Below are 15,820 nucleotides of genomic sequence, written 5' to 3'. Positions count from 1 at the left end.
CGACCCTCCCCCTTCAGGCTAAGCTGTGCACACATCTTATGACTGACCAGCGGCATCGATGAGAATCACGAGTCTTTTCAATGCCCGCTGACCGACTGACATCAAGGCCGTTTCAAAACCGGGGGTCATCTAAGTCCCTGTTCTTGAGTCAGTTTTCGAGACGTGTGCACGCCTTAGCCCTTCAGGGGAGGGTAAGCAGCGCCGTAACTCGCTGATTTAACAACGAAACGCCTTCCTCCCCCCTTGACCGTGCGTTCCCCGTCGCCATCTGCTAGTGGATAGCCTGCGCGCCGGCCTTGAACCGGCGACGTCCGGAGAAAACCATGTTCATTCAGACCGAAGCCACCCCCAATCCCGCCACGCTCAAGTTCATTCCCGGCCGGGTCGTGACCGACGGCGGCCCGATGGAGTTTTCGAGCCCCGAAGCCGCCACGCGCTCGCCACTCGCCGAAAAGCTGTTCGAGGTGCCCGGCATCACCGGCGTGTTCTATGGCTCCGACTTCATCACCGTGACCAAGGCGGGCGGTGAATGGCAGCAGCTCAAGCCCGCGATCCTCGGTGCCATCATGGAGCACTACATGTCCGGCGCGCCGCTGCTCGCCGACGGCGCGGCGCCAAGCGATAGCGACCTCGACGACGCGGGCGAGTTCTTCGACGAGGCCGATGCCGAGACGGTCGACATGATCAAGGACCTGATCGAGACCCGGGTGCGGCCGGCGGTCGCCAATGACGGCGGCGACATCACCTTCCGCGGCTTCAAGGACGGCATCGTCTATCTCAACATGAAGGGCGCCTGCTCCGGCTGCCCGTCATCGACCGCGACGCTCCAGCACGGCATCCAGAACCTGTTGAAGCACTTCGTGCCGGATGTGGTCGAAGTCCGGCCGATGTGATTGCGCGTTCGACGATCGAGTTGAACACCGTCGTGCCCGGGCAAAAGCGCGAAGCGCGTTCTTCGCGCTAGATGTCCCGGGCATTCACGTTTTGGGCGGCAAAACCGTGGATGGCTGGGTCAAGCCCGGCCATGACGGCAAGAACATTGGGCATCATCCGATCGCTAATGATATGCTCGCCGCCATGCTGATCCTTGCCATCGATACTGCGCTCGAAGCATGCGCGGCCGCCGTGCTCGACACCGAGGCAGGCGAACTCCTTGCGCGGGAGCAGCTTCTGATGAAGCGCGGCCACGCCGAGGCGCTGATGCCGATGATCGCGCGCGTCATGCGATCAGCCAATCTCGCCTTCACCTCGCTCGACCGCATCGCCGTCACCGTCGGCCCCGGCAGTTTCACCGGCTTGCGCGTCGGTATTTCGGCGGCACGCGGCCTTGCGCTTGCGGCCGAGCGGCCGGCCGTCGGGCTGACGACACTGTCGGCCTATGCCGCCGCCATCATCGGCCAGAGCGGAACGGCGCCCGTGATCTCGGCGATCGATGCGCGGCACGATCACGTTTATTTCCAGATCGTCGCCGGCGACGGCAGCCAGCTGGTGCGGCCGAAAGTCGCCAGCGTCGACGAGGCGATTGCGGCCTCGCAATTCGGCGCACCGCATCTGGTCGGCAATGCCGCAAAGATCCTCGCCGAGCGCTGGCCAAAGGACGCACCGCAGCCGGTCGCGATCAATGCGCAGGCCGCGCCCGACATCGGCTGGGTCGCCTGGCTCGGCGCGGCCGCCGATCCCGAAACAACGCCGGCGCGACCGTTCTATCTGCGCGCGCCCGATGCAAAGCCGGCAGCACAGCCGCCACTCGCAGCGCAAGCCGCGACCTCATGATGACATGGCTGTCGCAATGGTGGCGCGAGGGCACTGCCGCCGTCGAGCCGGCTGCTGCGCGCGACGCCGCGCGGCTGGCGCAGCTTCATGGCGAGTCCTTCGCGCACGGCTGGGGCGAAGGCGAGTTCGAGACCATGATCGGCGAGCGCAACACGCTGGTGCATCGGCTGCGCCTGGGCCGCAAGACGGTCGGCTTTGCGGTGTCGCGGATCGGCGCGGATGAAGCCGAAATCCTCTCGATTGCCGTCGATAAGGCCCTTCGCGGCCGCGGCCTGTCCCGCACGCTGCTGATGACCCATCTCGGCCACCTTGCAGGGCGCGGCGTGCGCACGATATTTCTGGAGGTCGAGGAAAACAACCAGCCGGCGCGACGGCTCTACGACCGGGCCGGATTCATGGTGGTCGGGCGCCGCGAACGCTACTATAAGCAGCCGAACGGGGAACAATTGAACGCACTTCTGATGCGACGTGACTTGTCGTAACATTGTTGGCACAAAGCGCCCCGTCAGGCAGACAATTATGACCGCACTGAAACCTTCCTCCGCAGCCACCACATCCAGCGCGTCCGGCATCGAGGCACGCTGTGCCGCCACCGGCATGCGCATGACCGAGCAGCGGCGCGTCATCGCCCGCGTGCTTGCGGAGGCGGTCGATCATCCCGACGTCGAGGAATTGTACCGGCGCTGCGTCGCCGTCGACGACAAGATCTCGATCTCGACGGTCTATCGCACCGTCAAGCTGTTCGAGGATGCAGGTATCATCGAACGCCACGATTTCCGCGAAGGCCGCGCACGCTACGAGCAGATGCGCGACAGCCACCACGATCACCTCATCAATCTGCGCGACGGCAAGGTGATCGAGTTCACCTCGGAAGAGATCGAGAAGCTGCAGGCCGAAATCGCCCGCAGGCTCGGCTACAAGCTGGTCGACCATCGCCTCGAGCTCTATTGCGTCCCGCTCGACGACGACACGCCGACGTCTTGAGCACGCTTTTTTCGGATCACGCGCTAGTGCCCGTCGATCTCATCATTTTCGATTGCGACGGCGTGCTGGTTGACAGCGAGGTGATCTCCTGCCGCGCGCATGCGGATGTGCTGACCCGGCACGGCTATCCGATCACGTCGGACGAAGTGTTCGAGCGCTTCCTCGGACGATCGACACGGCAGGCCAATCTCGAGATCGAGTCCGAACTCGGACGCAAGCTGCCCGAGGCCTACCACGGCGACCTGCAGCACGAGCTGTTCCGCGCGTTCGAAGCCGATCTCGAAGCGATCCGTGGCATTCATGACGTTCTCGATATCGTCACCCAACGCGTCTGCGTCGCTTCCAGCGGGTCGCATCAACGGATGCAAGTGAGCCTGGGGAGCACGGGGCTCTATGAGCGCCTCGCGCCGAACATCTTCTCGGCCTCGCAGGTGAAGCACGGCAAGCCGGCACCGGACCTGTTCCTGTTCGCGGCCTCCGAAATGGGCGTGCCGCCGCAGCGGTGTGTCGTGATCGAGGACAGCCTTGCCGGCATTGCCGGGGCGCGAGCAGCCGGCATGACTGTGTTCGGCTTCCACGGCGGCAGCCATTGCGGCGACGGCTATGCCGAAACGCTGCGCCAGGCCGGCGCCGACCTGACCTTCGACGACATGCGGCAACTGCCGGAACTGGTCCGGCGGGTCGCGGCGGACGCCTTGGCCGGCTGATTCCGCCCCGTCACCGTCATTCCGGGGACGCGCGCAGCGCGTGTAAAGACAGGAATCCAGGACTTTTGGGTCGAGATTCCGACTTAACTCCCTTTCCAAGCGCCCGGAATTGCCCCCTTGCGGTCCATTCGCTGGATTTTCGCCACTCCAGCCTATATCTGAGGGCTGTCCTCCACCTCAATTTCGGGTTCCATGACGCCGCCGCGCAAGCTGCACATCAAATCATTTGGCTGCCAGATGAACGTCTACGATGCCCAGCGCATGGTGGACACGCTGGCCCCGGAAGGATTCGTGGAGACAGCGAGCGCCGAGGACGCCGACCTCGTCATCCTCAACACCTGCCACATCCGCGAGAAGGCATCCGAAAAGGTCTATTCCGAGCTCGGCCGGCTGCGCGTCGCCAAGGACGAGGCCGCGCGCGGCGGCCGCGCGATGCAGATCGCGGTTGCGGGCTGCGTGGCGCAGGCCGAAGGCGAAGAGATCGTGCGCCGCGCCCCTGTCGTCGATGTCGTGGTCGGCCCACAGAGCTACCATCATCTGCCGGAGCTGCTGAAGCGCGCCGGCAATGAAGGCCGTGCGATCGAGACCGAGTTTCCGGCCGCCGACAAGTTCGGCTTCCTCGCCCAGCCAAGGCCCGAGGCGATCCGCGCACGCGGCATTTCTGCCTTCGTCACGGTGCAGGAAGGCTGCGACAAGTTCTGCACCTTCTGCGTCGTGCCGTACACGCGCGGCGCCGAAGTCTCGCGTCCCGTGACGAAGATCGTCGACGACGCGACGCGGCTTGCCTACAACGGCGTGCGCGAGCTGACGCTGATCGGGCAGAACGTCAACGCCTATCACGGCGACGGGCCCGACGGAAAAAGCTGGCCGCTCGGCAAATTGCTCGAGCGCCTGGCACGGATTCCCGGCATCGCGCGGCTGCGCTACTCGACCAGCCATCCCTGCGACGTCGACGACAGCTTGATTGCGGCCCACCGCGACCTCGAGGCACTGATGCCGTTCGTGCACCTGCCGGTGCAGTCGGGCTCGGACCGGATTCTGGCGGCCATGAACCGGAAACATACCGCCGATAATTATCGGCGCGTCATCGACCGTTTCCGGGCCGCGCGCCAAGACATTGCTTTTTCATCAGATTTTATCGTCGGCTTCCCCGGCGAGAGCGAGCAAGATTTTCTCGCGACCCTCGCACTTGTCACGCAAATCGGCTACGCTGCGGCTTATTCGTTCAAATACTCCGCCCGGCCGGGAACGCCGGCCGCGGACATGCAGGAGACGGTGTCCCCCGCCGAGATGGACCAGCGATTGGAGCGGCTCCAGGAACTGATCGACAGCCAGCAATCGGCCTTCAACAAGGCCGCGATTGGCACAACCGTCGATGTGCTGTTCGAACGCCCGGCACGCAAGGACGGCCAGATCGTCGGCCGAACCGCCTACCTGCAGCCTGCCCATGTGATGGCGCCGCCCGATATCATCGGAACAATCCTGCCGGTCCGGATCGACAGCCTTGAGCGCTACAGCTTCCTCGGTGAGCTCGTGACGCCGCGCACTGCGCGCGAGCCCGCTTTATCACCCATCGCCACTGGAGCCTGAACCCTTGCCAAAAAGCGCATCGGATTCGCCTTCCTTCGCTCCCAGCCGCAAATTTGACCGCGACATGCAGGTACCGCCGGAAACCCAGGTCGTCATCGATTTCGACGACAACCGCGCCGCGTCCGCGCTCGTCGGCCCCTACGGCCAGAACCTCGCGCAAATCGAGCGGCGGCTCGGCGTCGTGGTGGATTCCAAGGGCAACCACATCACCATCGGCGGCACGCGCGACGGCTGCGATGCCGCCCGCCGCGTGCTGGAAATGCTCTACGCCCAGGCGGTGAAGGGACAGGATCTCGACCAGGGCGAGGTCGAAGGCGCGATTCGCTCCGTGATCGCGCAGGGCTCGCTGTTCGAGTTCGACGCCAAATCGGCCAAGTCGACCTTCGAGAGCATCAATTTGCGCAAGCGCCCGGTGCGGGCGCGCACCGCCGCACAGGACTCCTACATCCGCGCGCTGAAGCGCCACGAGCTGGTGTTTGGCGTCGGCCCCGCCGGCACCGGCAAGACCTGGCTCGCAGTTGCGCATGCCGCACAGCTGTTCGAGCGCAAGGAGGTCGACAAGATCATCCTGTCGCGCCCGGCGGTGGAGGCCGGCGAGCGGCTCGGCTTCCTGCCCGGCGACCTTCGCGAGAAGGTCGATCCCTATCTGCGCCCGATCTACGACGCGCTCTACGACCTCATGGACGCGCGCATCGTCGAGCGCGCGCTCCAGACCGGCGAGATCGAAATCGCACCGCTCGCCTTCATGCGCGGCCGCACGCTCACCAATGCCGCCATCATCCTGGACGAGGCGCAGAACACCACCTCGATGCAGATGAAGATGTTCCTGACCCGTCTCGGCGAGAACAGCCGCATGATCGTGACCGGCGACCCCTCGCAGATCGACCTGCCCAACGGGCAGACCTCGGGCCTCGCGGAAGCGACCCGGCTGCTGGGCGGCGTCGAGGGCATTTCGCAAGTTCATTTCACTGCCGAGGACGTGATTCGCCATGAGCTCGTGGCGCGGATCGTCTCGGCCTACGAAGGGCAGCCGCAGCGGCCGCCCATCGGCAACAGATCCTGACGGGACAACAGCCGGACCATGCGGGCGCGAACACAGCGCCCTTCGTTCCGAACAAAGCCATGTTACATCCCAACCCTCCCATGACCGAGGTCCTCGTCGTCGCCGATTGCTGGCAGAGCGAGCCCGACGCCGAGACCGTGATTCAACGCGCGGTTGCGGCCGCCGCCGAATCGGTCGACGAAGACGTCGCCGAGGCCGAAGTGGCTGTCATGCTGACCGACGATGCCGGCATCCGCACGCTCAACAGCAACTGGCGCGGCCTCGACAAGCCGACCAACGTGCTGTCGTTTCCGGCGCTCCAGCCGGAGGGCGCGTGGAAGCCGGGCGATGCGCCGCGCATGCTCGGCGACATCGCCATCGCCTACGAGACCATGCGGCGCGAGGCGGACGAGGAGCAGAAGCCGTTCGACCACCATTTGAGCCATCTGGCCGTGCATGGATTCCTGCATCTGGTCGGCTACGACCACGAGAATGACGACGACGCGGAGGAGATGGAAGCGCTCGAAACCCAGATCCTGGCTCATCTCGGCATCCCCGACCCCTATGCCGACCGCTGACGGATGGATTGAGATGCCGGATTCCGACCCGACCCACGACAATCCGCGCAACACGCGCAACCTGCCCGTCGTCGTGACGCCCGGCGAGGTGATGCGGCCGACCGCGGAAAGCTGGCTGCTGCGCGCCATCCGCACGCTGTTCGGCTGGAAGGCGGGATCGGTGCGCGACGATCTCCAGGTCGTGCTCAACGCCACGACGCCCGACGACACCGGGTTCTCCACCGTCGAACGCACCATGCTGCGCAACATTCTCAGCCTGCATGAGCGCCGCATCGCCGACGTCATGGTGCATCGCGCCGACATCATCGCGGTGAAGCGCGACATCCCGCTCGGCGAATTGATGGATCGTTTCGAGAGCGCCGGCCATTCGCGCCTCGTGGTCTACAACGAGACGCTCGACGATCCCGTCGGCATCGTCCATATCCGCGACCTGCTCGCCTTCATGACGGCGCGCGCGCGCGTGCCGCCAGTCACCAAGGCCAAGCGCAAGAAGCCGCTGCCGGCCGGGCTCGACCTGCGCGCCGTCGATCTCGCGCTGCCTCTTGAGGATGCGCGGATCATCCGCAAGCTGCTTTATGTGCCGCCGTCGATGCGGGCGATCGACCTGCTCGCGCAAATGCAGGCCACGCGCATTCACCTGGCGCTGGTGGTCGATGAATATGGCGGCAGCGACGGTCTGGTTTCGCTCGAGGACATCGTCGAGCAGATCGTCGGCGAGATCGACGACGAGCATGACAGCGACGAGCCGCCCTCGATCGTGCGCCTGCCCGACAACGCCTTCATCGCAGACGCCCGCGCCAGCCTCGACGACGTCCGTTCGGTGATCGGCGAGGACTTCGTCACCGGCGAGGCCGGCGAGGAAGTCGAGACGCTGGGCGGCTATCTCGTCAGCTTCGTCGGCCGCCTGCCGGTGCGCGGCGAGGTGATCTCGGGTCCGGGCAATTACGAGGTCGAGGTCCTCGATGCCGATCCGCGCCGCGTCAAGCGGCTGCGCATCTCGACACGGAAGGAGCGTCCCGCGCCCCGCACCCAGCGCGAGAGCCGCCGCCGCGAGTCCGCGCCGGAGAGCGGACAAACGCCTTCCGGCGACACACCCACTCCGCCGCCTGCCGACGGGTCCGGTTCCCAGTGAGCCCCTTCCAGCGCCTTCGTCAGATCGCCCTCGCCATCATCTTGACCTGGGGATGGAAGCGCGCCGTGGTTGCGATGTCAGCCGGCGCGCTATCCGTCCTCGCGCTGGCGCCATTCAACGCCTGGCCGGTGCTGTTCGTCACCTTCCCGGTGCTGGTCTGGCTGATCGACGGCGCCGGCGGCGGCCGGCTCGGCGGCGTCCCCGCAGCGGCGCTGACCGGTTACTGGTTCGGGCTCGGCTATTTCGTGCCCGGCCTCTACTGGATCGGCTACGCCTTCTTCGTCGAGGCCGACGTCTTTGCCTGGCTGACACCGTTCGCCGTGCTCGGCCTGCCGGCCTATCTTGCCGTCTTCACGGGAATCGGGTTTGCCCTGGCCCGCCTGCTCTGGAGCAAGGACGCCACGCGCGTGCTTGCTCTGGCAGCAAGCCTCACCATCAGCGAATGGCTGCGCGGCCACGCGCTGAGTGGCTTTCCCTGGAATGCTTTCGGTTATGCGCTGTCGGAGCCGCTGCCGCTGGCGCAGACGGCGTCGCTGATCGGCCTGTGGGGCATGACGTTCCTCACAGTCGCGATCTTCGCAAGCCCCGCGGCGCTGATCGACCGCACGTGGGATCGCCGCCTGTCGTGGCACGCGCCGGCCGCTGCGGTCGCGCTGCTGATCGTCATGGGGATTTTCGGCGCGATCCGCCTGTCGCTGCATCCGACCACGATGGTCGCGGGCGCCAAGCTGCGTCTGATGCAGCCGAACCTCCAGCAGGACGCAAAATTCAACTACGCCGCAAAGGCGGAGGTGATGAAGAAATATCTCGCGCTGTCGGACCGCGCTTCCGGACCGCAATCGACCGGCGTGCGCGACGCCACCATCCTGATCTGGCCGGAATCCGCGTTTCCGTTCTTTCTGACCCGCGAAGCCGACGCGATGGCCCAAATCACCGAGCTGGTGCCGAAGGGCACTGTGTTGATCACCGGATCGGTCCGTGCCCCTGACCTGCCGCCGGGCAAGCCGATCACGCGTGCCTATAATTCAATCTACGTGATCGACCACGATGGCAGCGTGCTCGCCATCTACGACAAGCTGCATTTGGTGCCGTTCGGAGAATATCTTCCTTTCCAGGATCTGATGGAGAAGCTCGGCTTTGAGCAACTCACGCGGGTGCGCGGCGGCTTCATTCCGGGCACCGTGCGGCATGCGTTGCCGGTGCCGGGTGCGCCGCCGGCGCTGCCACTGATCTGCTACGAGGCGATTTTTCCCGGCGAAGTCGCGGCGCGCAACGAGCGCCCGGGCTGGATCGTGAACCTCACCAATGACGGCTGGTTCGGCATTTCGACCGGTCCTTACCAGCATCTGGAGCAATCGCGCATGCGCGCGATCGAGCTCGGCTTGCCGCTGGTCCGCTCCGCCAATACCGGCGTATCCGCAGTGATCGATCCGGTGGGGCGAACGATCGCAAGCCTCGGCCTCGGAATCGAAGGCATTTTGGACGCAAATCTGCCCGCCGCAATCCCGCCGACGATCTATGCCAAGATTGGCGACGCGCCCGCGGCCGTGCTCGTTGCGTTGGCTGTGATTCTGGCGGTACGGCGACGTGTTGCCAAACGGTACCCCTGATCACGCCGCCACTGCCGAAGCGTCCGGAAACCTTTGACAACCGTAGTCCCACGGTTGACAGACTGCAGCTGGGCTCCTCATTCTGCACCGGCTGCGCAAGACAGCGGTACATTGCTAAATTTCTCCGCAATGTTTCCCCAATCAGAGTGAAGTTTGATGTCGCTGTCACCTGAGGCAATACTTCCCATTGCGCCGACGGTGGTGTTTGGAGGGCTGAGGAAATGTCGAAAGCGCCCAACCCTGTTGACAAATATGTCGGCAGTCGCGTGCGCATGCGCCGTATCATGTTGGGCATGAGCCAGGAAAAGCTCGGTGAAGCTTTGGGCCTGACTTTCCAGCAGGTCCAGAAGTACGAGAAGGGCACCAACCGCGTCGGCGCGAGCCGCATCCAGCAGATCGCCGAGATTCTCCAGGTGCCGGTGTCGTTCCTGTTCGAGGGCGGCCCGAGCGGCATGGCCGGCCCGGACGGCTTCGCAGAAGGCGCCTCGCCCTCCTACGTCTCCGACTTTCTAGCGACCTCCGAAGGGCTCGCTCTGACCAAGGCGTTCACCCGAATCACCGATTCGAAGCTGCGCCGCTCCATCGTCGATCTCGTCGAACAGATCGCCGCCCGCGAGGGCCCCGACAAGCGCTGACACGTCCCCTCGATCCGGTTTGAGGCGGCGTCAAATCTGGCCTATGTCGTCATCTGTAGGCGTGCCTTGGTGTGCGTCCTCTCCGATGATCCGATTCAAAGGCCTAGATGCTTCCATGGCGAGCTCCAATTTGTTCGATTCCCAAACTATTCTCGATGGCATCCGCCGCTGGGTGGAGATCGAGACGCCGACGGAAGTGCCTGAACAGGTCAACAAGCTGGTCTCGATGGTCGCGGAGCAATATCGCGATCTGCCTGTCACGCTCGAGCGCGTCGCCGGCGTCGATGGCTGCGGCGATCATCTCGTGGCACGCTCGACCTGGGGCCAGGACCGGCCAGGTGTCCTGGTGCTGAGCCACCTCGATACCGTCCATCCCATGGGATTCATCGAACGCCTTCCTTTCAAGGTCGAAGGCAACAGCGCGTTCGGTCCCGGCATCTACGACATGAAGGGCGGCGCCTACATCGCCTATCACGCCTTTCGCGCGCTTTGCGCCACGGCCGACGATTCGCCGCTCGGCATCACGCATGTGTTCACGTCCGACGAAGAGATCGGCAGCCCCACCTCGCGTGCGCTGATCGAGACGGAAGGACGCAAGGCAAAATACGTGCTGGTCACGGAGCCGGCGCGCGACGGCGGCAAGATCGTCACCGGACGCAAGGGCGTCGGACGATTCCAGGCGTTCATCAAAGGCGTGCCCACCCATGCCGGGACGCGGCCCGAGGACGGCCGCAGCGCCGTGCGCGAGCTCGCCAACGTCATCCAGGCGCTGGAGGGCATGAACGATCTGAACCGCGGCGTCACCGTCAATGTCGGCGTGGTGCGCGGCGGCACGCGGCCCAACGTCACGCCGGAAGAGGCCTATGCCGAGATCGATCTGCGCGTGCCGAGCCTCAAGGACGCGGAAGAGCTCGTCGGCAAGATTCTTGGATTGAAATCGAAAACGGAAGGCGTCACCGTCAAGGTCACGGGCGAGCTCAATCGTCCGCCCTATGAGAAGAGCAATTCCGGCGCAGCGCTGTACGAGCATGCAAGGACGCTGGCCGCGGAGATCGGCTTCGACCTGGTCGATACCCACACCGGCGGCGGCTCGGACGGCAATTTCACGGCGGCCAACACCGGCACGCTCGACGGGCTCGGCGTCGACGGCAAGGGCGCGCACACCCATTATGAGCAGCTTTATGTTTCCTCGCTCGAACCGCGCGCGCGGCTGCTCTATCGCCTGTACCAGACGCTGCAATGACCGAACGCAAATCAGATCCCGAGCGCGACGACAGCGAGCGCGCCTTCTTCGGACGCCGCAAGGGCCACAAGCTCAGGCAGCACCAGGCCGAGCTGGTCGACCATCTGCTGCCGCGTCTCGCGCTCGACATCGCAAGTGAAGCGCCGGCGAATGCCGGCGAGATCTTCGTCCCCGCGACGGATGAGGTGCGACTCGAGATCGGCTTCGGCGGCGGCGAGCATCTTGCGGCGGAAGCGCTGTGCTTTCCTGCAACCGGCTTCATCGGCTGCGAGCCCTATGTCAACGGCATGGCGAAGATCCTCGCGCAGATCGAGGCCGGCAACATCGGCAACATCCGCCTGTTCGCAGGCGATGCCGCCGAGCTGCTGGCCTGGCTGCCGCAAGCCTCGCTGTCGCGGATCGACCTGATTCATCCCGATCCCTGGCCGAAGCGGCGGCACTGGAAGCGGCGCTTCGTTCAGGACAGGACGATCGCAGCTATGGCCCGCGTGCTGAAAGCGGGCGGCGAATTCCGCTTCGTCTGCGACATCGACGATTACTGCGCCTGGACGCTGTCGCATCTTTCACGCTCGCCGGATTTCCAATGGCTCGCGGAGCGCGCCGACGATTTCCGGCAGCCCTGGGCCGGCTACACCATGACGCGTTACGGCCGCAAAGCTGCGCGCGAGGGACGCAAGGCTGCGTATCTGCGGTTTCGTAGGGTCTAGATCGTCTGCCGGTTGCGCCAGAAATTGACGACGCGCTCGGCGGTCACCGGCATCAGGCGCGTGAAATTCATGCGCGCCGCCTCGATGTCGGCATCGGCGGGCGTGCGGTGCGGCCCGTACCACAGCAGGATGAGCGCGCGCACCGTGGGCCAGCCCAGGTTCAACATCCGCCCCACGATCAGAATCGGATCGTAGCGGTCGCCCGCGATCAGACGGTCGAGGATCGAGATCCTGACGCCGGACATCGCCGAGAGCGAGGCGATCGCCTCCTCGTATTTATGCGCCTTAGCGAATCCGAGCAGCGCGCTTTCGCCGAGATGACCGCCGCGATGCAGGCTGAGCACCGTGCGCTGCGCCGCCGAATAATCGCGCCGCGGCCCGGGTGGCTGCGTGGCTTCCTCGATTGAAGCCATCGCGCGCTTGATCTCGACCTGGCGCGCCGGTTTGACCACGATGGAGAGGCGGCGGCGGATGACGTCGAGCGTGCCGTTCAGCAGCTCCTTGAGATGCTCGCCGGAAAGATCCTCGCGCTGGCCGATCTTGAGCGTCAGCACGCCGTCCTGCGCCGCGCGCTTGATCAATTCCGAATAGCCGCCGGACGAGAACGCCGCACCTGCATTGCCGGCGGCACGGCGCACCACGTCGCGATCGCCGCGCTCGACCAGCACGTCGGTGATGTCGGCCGACAATGTCGGCCGCTCGGTCATGGCGAGCAGATGGCCCTGTCCCTTCAGCCGCGCGATCTCGACCAGCGCGGCGTCATCGAGCACGGGCGAGCGGCGCAACACGGGCCCGGCCACCATGATCTCGTTTTCGCGCGCGAGCTGGCGCACGAGGTGGGGTGGCGCATTGTTCAGATGCGAGAAGCGCTCGGCGAGATCGACGCGCGAGGCAAGCTCGGCGTGCGGGACGAGATCGATGAGGAGATTGTCGAAGAGGTCGACGAGGTCGGGACGGAGGTTTGCAGCGTCGTGGAAGAACAATTCGGAGATGGCACGCGCCACCTCGCCACGGCGTCTCGGATCGCCGCGTTTGACGATATCGTCCAGTCCTGGAATGAGCGACGTGGCAACGGTCATGGAACGCTACTCGAATCTGGCACGCCGTGGGCGCGCCATAGGCTCAAGCCGCCCCACAATCGGAGAATTTAGGCCCCCTTGATGAAGGAAGCGTTTCGCGAGCGGCCGCAGACCCGGCCGCAAAAAGCCGGTTCGCAGCCGCAATGGGCCTTGTCCGCGTGGGTGGAAAGCGCTATATCCACCCCAACTTCATCTTCTCATACGATCCGCGTAGTGAGAGTGGGCCCGAAAGGACCCGCTCTTTTTTATTACCTGAAGGCGGCTTGGCAGAAGATGCGCGGCCGACCACCTGTCTGGACAGAGAGTTCCGAAGCAGGCTCTGAAATCGTAACCAAGCCTTAACCATCGAGCGCCTTGACCCTGGATATGACCGAGCCGAACCCTGGTTCCACGGATGCCGAATTGCTGGCCGAGCCGCGGCTCGTGGTCGAGCCGGGCGTGGCGGCGCGGGTGTCGGCGGTCGCGGGTCCTGTGCTCGAGGGCATGGGCTACCGGCTGGTGCGGATTCGCATTTCAGGCGAGGCCGGCTGCACCGTGCAGATCATGGCCGAGCGGCCGGACGGCACCATGCAGATCGAGGATTGCGAGGCGATCTCGCGGGCGCTGTCGCCGGTGCTCGACGTCGCCGATCCCATCGAGCGCGCCTACCGCCTGGAGATTTCCTCGCCGGGAATCGACCGGCCGCTGGTGCGTCGCTCCGATTTCGAACGGTATACGGGTCACCTGGTCAAGGTCGAGATGGCGACCGCCCATGAGGGGCGGAAGCGGTTCCGCGGCACGCTCGCAGGCGTCGAGGGCGACCGCGTGCGGCTCAAGCGCGACGACGTCAAGGGTGACGACGATGCCGAGGTTCTCCTGGTGATGGAGGATATCGGTGAGGCTCGGCTGGTGCTGACCGACGAGCTGATCGCGGAATCCATGCGCCGCGGCAAGGCCGCAGCTCGCGAAATGCGACGCAATCTCGGCCTGGAGCCGCCGGCTGCCCCGCACGCCAGCATCAGCGAGAAGACCACCAAGAACACCAAGCCGGAGAAGAAGAAGCCGGCCCCGACCAATACGAAGAAACATCGCCTTGCTGCCGAACGTGCGCGGCGCGGCGAGATCGAGCCTGACGAAGGAGACTAGCCATGGCAGTCAGTGCCAATCGACTTGAACTGCTCCAGATCGCCGACGCCGTTGCGCGCGAGAAATCGATCGACCGCGGCATCGTCATCGCGGCGATGGAAGATGCCATCGCCAAGGCGGCGCGGGCACGCTACGGCAGCGAAACTGACGTTCATGCCGAGATCGACCCGAAGAAGGGCGAGCTACGGCTGTCGCGCCATATGCTGGTGGTCGACAAGGTCGAAAACCATTCCAACCAGATCTCGCTGTCGGACGCGCAGCGCGCCAATCCCGGCGCCCAGGTCGGCGACACCATCGCCGACACCCTGCCGCCGCTTGAATATGGCCGCATCGCCGCGCAATCGGCCAAGCAGGTCATTGTGCAGAAGGTGCGCGAGGCCGAGCGTGACCGGCAATATCAGGAGTTCAAGGACCGCATCGGCGACATCGTCAACGGTGTCGTCAAGCGCGTCGAATATGGCAGCGTGATCGTCGATCTCGGCCGCGGCGAGGCCATCATCCGCCGCGACGAGATGCTGCCGCGCGAGGTGTTCCGCAACGGCGACCGCGTCCGTGCCTATATCTTCGACGTCCGCCGCGAGACCCGCGGCCCGCAGATCTTCCTCTCCCGCACCCATCCGCAGTTCATGGCCAAGCTGTTCGCGCAGGAAGTGCCGGAAATCTACGACGGCATCGTCGAGATCAAGGCGGTCGCCCGCGATCCCGGCTCGCGCGCGAAAATCGGCGTGATTTCCCGCGATTCTTCGGTCGATCCGGTCGGCGCCTGCGTCGGCATGCGCGGCTCGCGCGTGCAGGCGGTGGTGAACGAATTGCAGGGCGAGAAGATCGATATCATCCCCTGGTCGCCCGACATCGCGACCTTCGTGGTCAACGCGCTGGCGCCGGCCGAGGTCTCCAAGGTCGTCATCGACGAGGACCGCGAGCGCATCGAGGTCGTGGTGCCCGACACCAACAACCAGCTTTCGCTGGCGATCGGCCGCCGCGGCCAGAACGTCCGTCTCGCCTCGCAGCTGACCGGCTGGGATATCGACATCCTGACCGAGCAGGAGGAATCGGAGCGCCGTCAGGCCGACTTCGAGAATTCCACCCGCGTCTTCATGGAATCGCTCAACGTCGACGAGGTTGTCGGCCAGCTGCTGGCGTCCGAAGGCTTCACCTCGGTCGAGGAACTCGCCATGGTGGACATCAAGGAGCTCGCCGGCATCGAGGGCTTCGACGAGGAGACCGCACAGGAGCTCCAGAACCGTGCCCGCGAATATCTCGATCAGCAGGAAGCCGAGCTCGAGGCCCGGCGCAAGGAACTCGGCGTCGATGACGCCGTCAAGGACGTGCCCGGCGTGACCTCGAAGATGCTGGTGAAGTTCGGCGAGAACGACATCAAGACCGTCGACGACCTCGCCGGCTGCGCCACCGACGACCTGGTCGGCTGGACCGAACGCAAGGAAGGCGGCGAGCAGACCAAATTCGCCGGCGCGCTCGAAGGCCTCGACGTCTCCCGCGACGATGCGGAAGCCATGATCATGCAGGCCCGCGTCAAGGCCGGCTGGATCACCGAAGCTGACCTCGCCAAGCCGGCCGAAGAGGCTGAGGCGACCGAAGATCAGCCGGCTTAAGG

At 65.1% G+C, this 15,820-nt stretch carries 16 protein-coding genes; 15 read left to right on the top strand and 1 reads right to left on the bottom strand.

The features are described 5' to 3' along the window. The first annotated feature begins 323 nt into the window (after window positions 1-323). The 13 genes from FXV83_RS19655 to FXV83_RS19595 all read left to right on the top strand — a co-directional run bounded on the left by FXV83_RS19655 (window position 324) and on the right by FXV83_RS19595 (window position 12,001). Window positions 324-893 carry a NifU family protein gene (locus FXV83_RS19655; RefSeq protein ID WP_148741045.1) on the top strand — a complete coding sequence of 190 codons (570 nt, stop codon included), beginning with the start codon at window positions 324-326 and terminating at the stop codon, window positions 891-893. Between the two features lie 184 nt (window positions 894-1,077). Further along, on the top strand, window positions 1,078-1,773 hold the full coding sequence (tsaB, locus tag FXV83_RS19650; protein ID WP_148741049.1) for a tRNA (adenosine(37)-N6)-threonylcarbamoyltransferase complex dimerization subunit type 1 TsaB: 696 nt from the start codon (window positions 1,078-1,080) through the stop codon (window positions 1,771-1,773). Then, entirely contained in the window at window positions 1,770-2,255 is a 486-nt protein-coding gene (gene rimI / locus FXV83_RS19645) for a ribosomal protein S18-alanine N-acetyltransferase (RefSeq protein ID WP_148741044.1), read from the top strand. The genes tsaB and rimI overlap by 4 nt, the downstream gene beginning before the upstream one ends. A gap of 37 nt (window positions 2,256-2,292) precedes the next feature. Then, entirely contained in the window at window positions 2,293-2,757 is a 465-nt protein-coding gene (locus tag FXV83_RS19640; protein ID WP_148741043.1) for a Fur family transcriptional regulator, read from the top strand. A 26-nt stretch (window positions 2,758-2,783) separates the two neighbouring features. Then, on the top strand, window positions 2,784-3,464 hold the full coding sequence (locus tag FXV83_RS19635) for an HAD family hydrolase (RefSeq protein ID WP_148741048.1): 681 nt from the start codon (window positions 2,784-2,786) through the stop codon (window positions 3,462-3,464). A 192-nt stretch (window positions 3,465-3,656) separates the two neighbouring features. Continuing rightward, a complete protein-coding gene (gene miaB / locus FXV83_RS19630) occupies window positions 3,657-5,054 on the top strand; it encodes a tRNA (N6-isopentenyl adenosine(37)-C2)-methylthiotransferase MiaB (protein ID WP_148741042.1) in 1,398 nt (465 codons plus the stop codon). Window positions 5,055-5,118: 64 nt separating this feature from the next. Next, window positions 5,119-6,117, top strand: a complete 999-nt coding sequence (locus FXV83_RS19625; protein WP_148741041.1) for a PhoH family protein — start codon at window positions 5,119-5,121, stop codon at window positions 6,115-6,117. A gap of 80 nt (window positions 6,118-6,197) precedes the next feature. After that, window positions 6,198-6,674, top strand: coding sequence for an rRNA maturation RNase YbeY (gene ybeY, locus FXV83_RS19620; protein WP_235939896.1), 477 nt, complete (start codon window positions 6,198-6,200; stop codon window positions 6,672-6,674). 13 nt (window positions 6,675-6,687) lie between these two features. Then, complete coding sequence (locus tag FXV83_RS19615; RefSeq protein ID WP_235939889.1) at window positions 6,688-7,806, top strand: hemolysin family protein; 1,119 nt, start codon at window positions 6,688-6,690, stop codon at window positions 7,804-7,806. Further along, window positions 7,803-9,416 (top strand): apolipoprotein N-acyltransferase, encoded by a 1,614-nt coding sequence (gene lnt, locus FXV83_RS19610; RefSeq protein WP_148741038.1) that lies wholly within the window; start codon window positions 7,803-7,805, stop codon window positions 9,414-9,416. The genes FXV83_RS19615 and lnt overlap by 4 nt, the downstream gene beginning before the upstream one ends. A gap of 221 nt (window positions 9,417-9,637) precedes the next feature. Next, window positions 9,638-10,051, top strand: coding sequence for a helix-turn-helix domain-containing protein (locus tag FXV83_RS19605; RefSeq protein WP_148741037.1), 414 nt, complete (start codon window positions 9,638-9,640; stop codon window positions 10,049-10,051). Window positions 10,052-10,136: 85 nt separating this feature from the next. Then, on the top strand, window positions 10,137-11,294 hold the full coding sequence (locus FXV83_RS19600; protein ID WP_148741036.1) for a M20 family metallopeptidase: 1,158 nt from the start codon (window positions 10,137-10,139) through the stop codon (window positions 11,292-11,294). After that, window positions 11,291-12,001 carry a tRNA (guanine(46)-N(7))-methyltransferase TrmB gene (locus FXV83_RS19595; protein ID WP_148741035.1) on the top strand — a complete coding sequence of 237 codons (711 nt, stop codon included), beginning with the start codon at window positions 11,291-11,293 and terminating at the stop codon, window positions 11,999-12,001. Before FXV83_RS19600 ends, FXV83_RS19595 begins: the two co-directional genes overlap by 4 nt. Here FXV83_RS19595 and FXV83_RS19590 read toward each other — a convergent pair. Continuing rightward, on the bottom strand, window positions 11,998-13,080 hold the full coding sequence (locus FXV83_RS19590) for a DUF2336 domain-containing protein (RefSeq protein WP_148741034.1): 1,083 nt from the start codon (window positions 13,078-13,080) through the stop codon (window positions 11,998-12,000). The genes FXV83_RS19595 and FXV83_RS19590 overlap by 4 nt on opposite strands. A gap of 366 nt (window positions 13,081-13,446) precedes the next feature. Here FXV83_RS19590 and rimP point away from each other — a divergent pair, with 366 nt between their 5' ends. After that, the gene (gene rimP, locus FXV83_RS19585) at window positions 13,447-14,205 is read left to right on the top strand and encodes a ribosome maturation factor RimP (protein WP_148741033.1); all 759 of its coding nucleotides are present in this window, start codon (window positions 13,447-13,449) and stop codon (window positions 14,203-14,205) included. Between the two features lie 2 nt (window positions 14,206-14,207). Further along, window positions 14,208-15,818, top strand: coding sequence for a transcription termination factor NusA (gene nusA, locus FXV83_RS19580; protein ID WP_148741032.1), 1,611 nt, complete (start codon window positions 14,208-14,210; stop codon window positions 15,816-15,818). Window positions 15,819-15,820 lie beyond the last annotated feature (2 nt).

Source organism: Bradyrhizobium hipponense (assembly GCF_008123965.1).
Taxonomy (GTDB): domain Bacteria; phylum Pseudomonadota; class Alphaproteobacteria; order Rhizobiales; family Xanthobacteraceae; genus Bradyrhizobium; species Bradyrhizobium hipponense.
The sequence above is the reverse complement of the archived record's forward strand: the minus strand, read 5'-3'. Positions and strand labels throughout refer to the sequence as shown.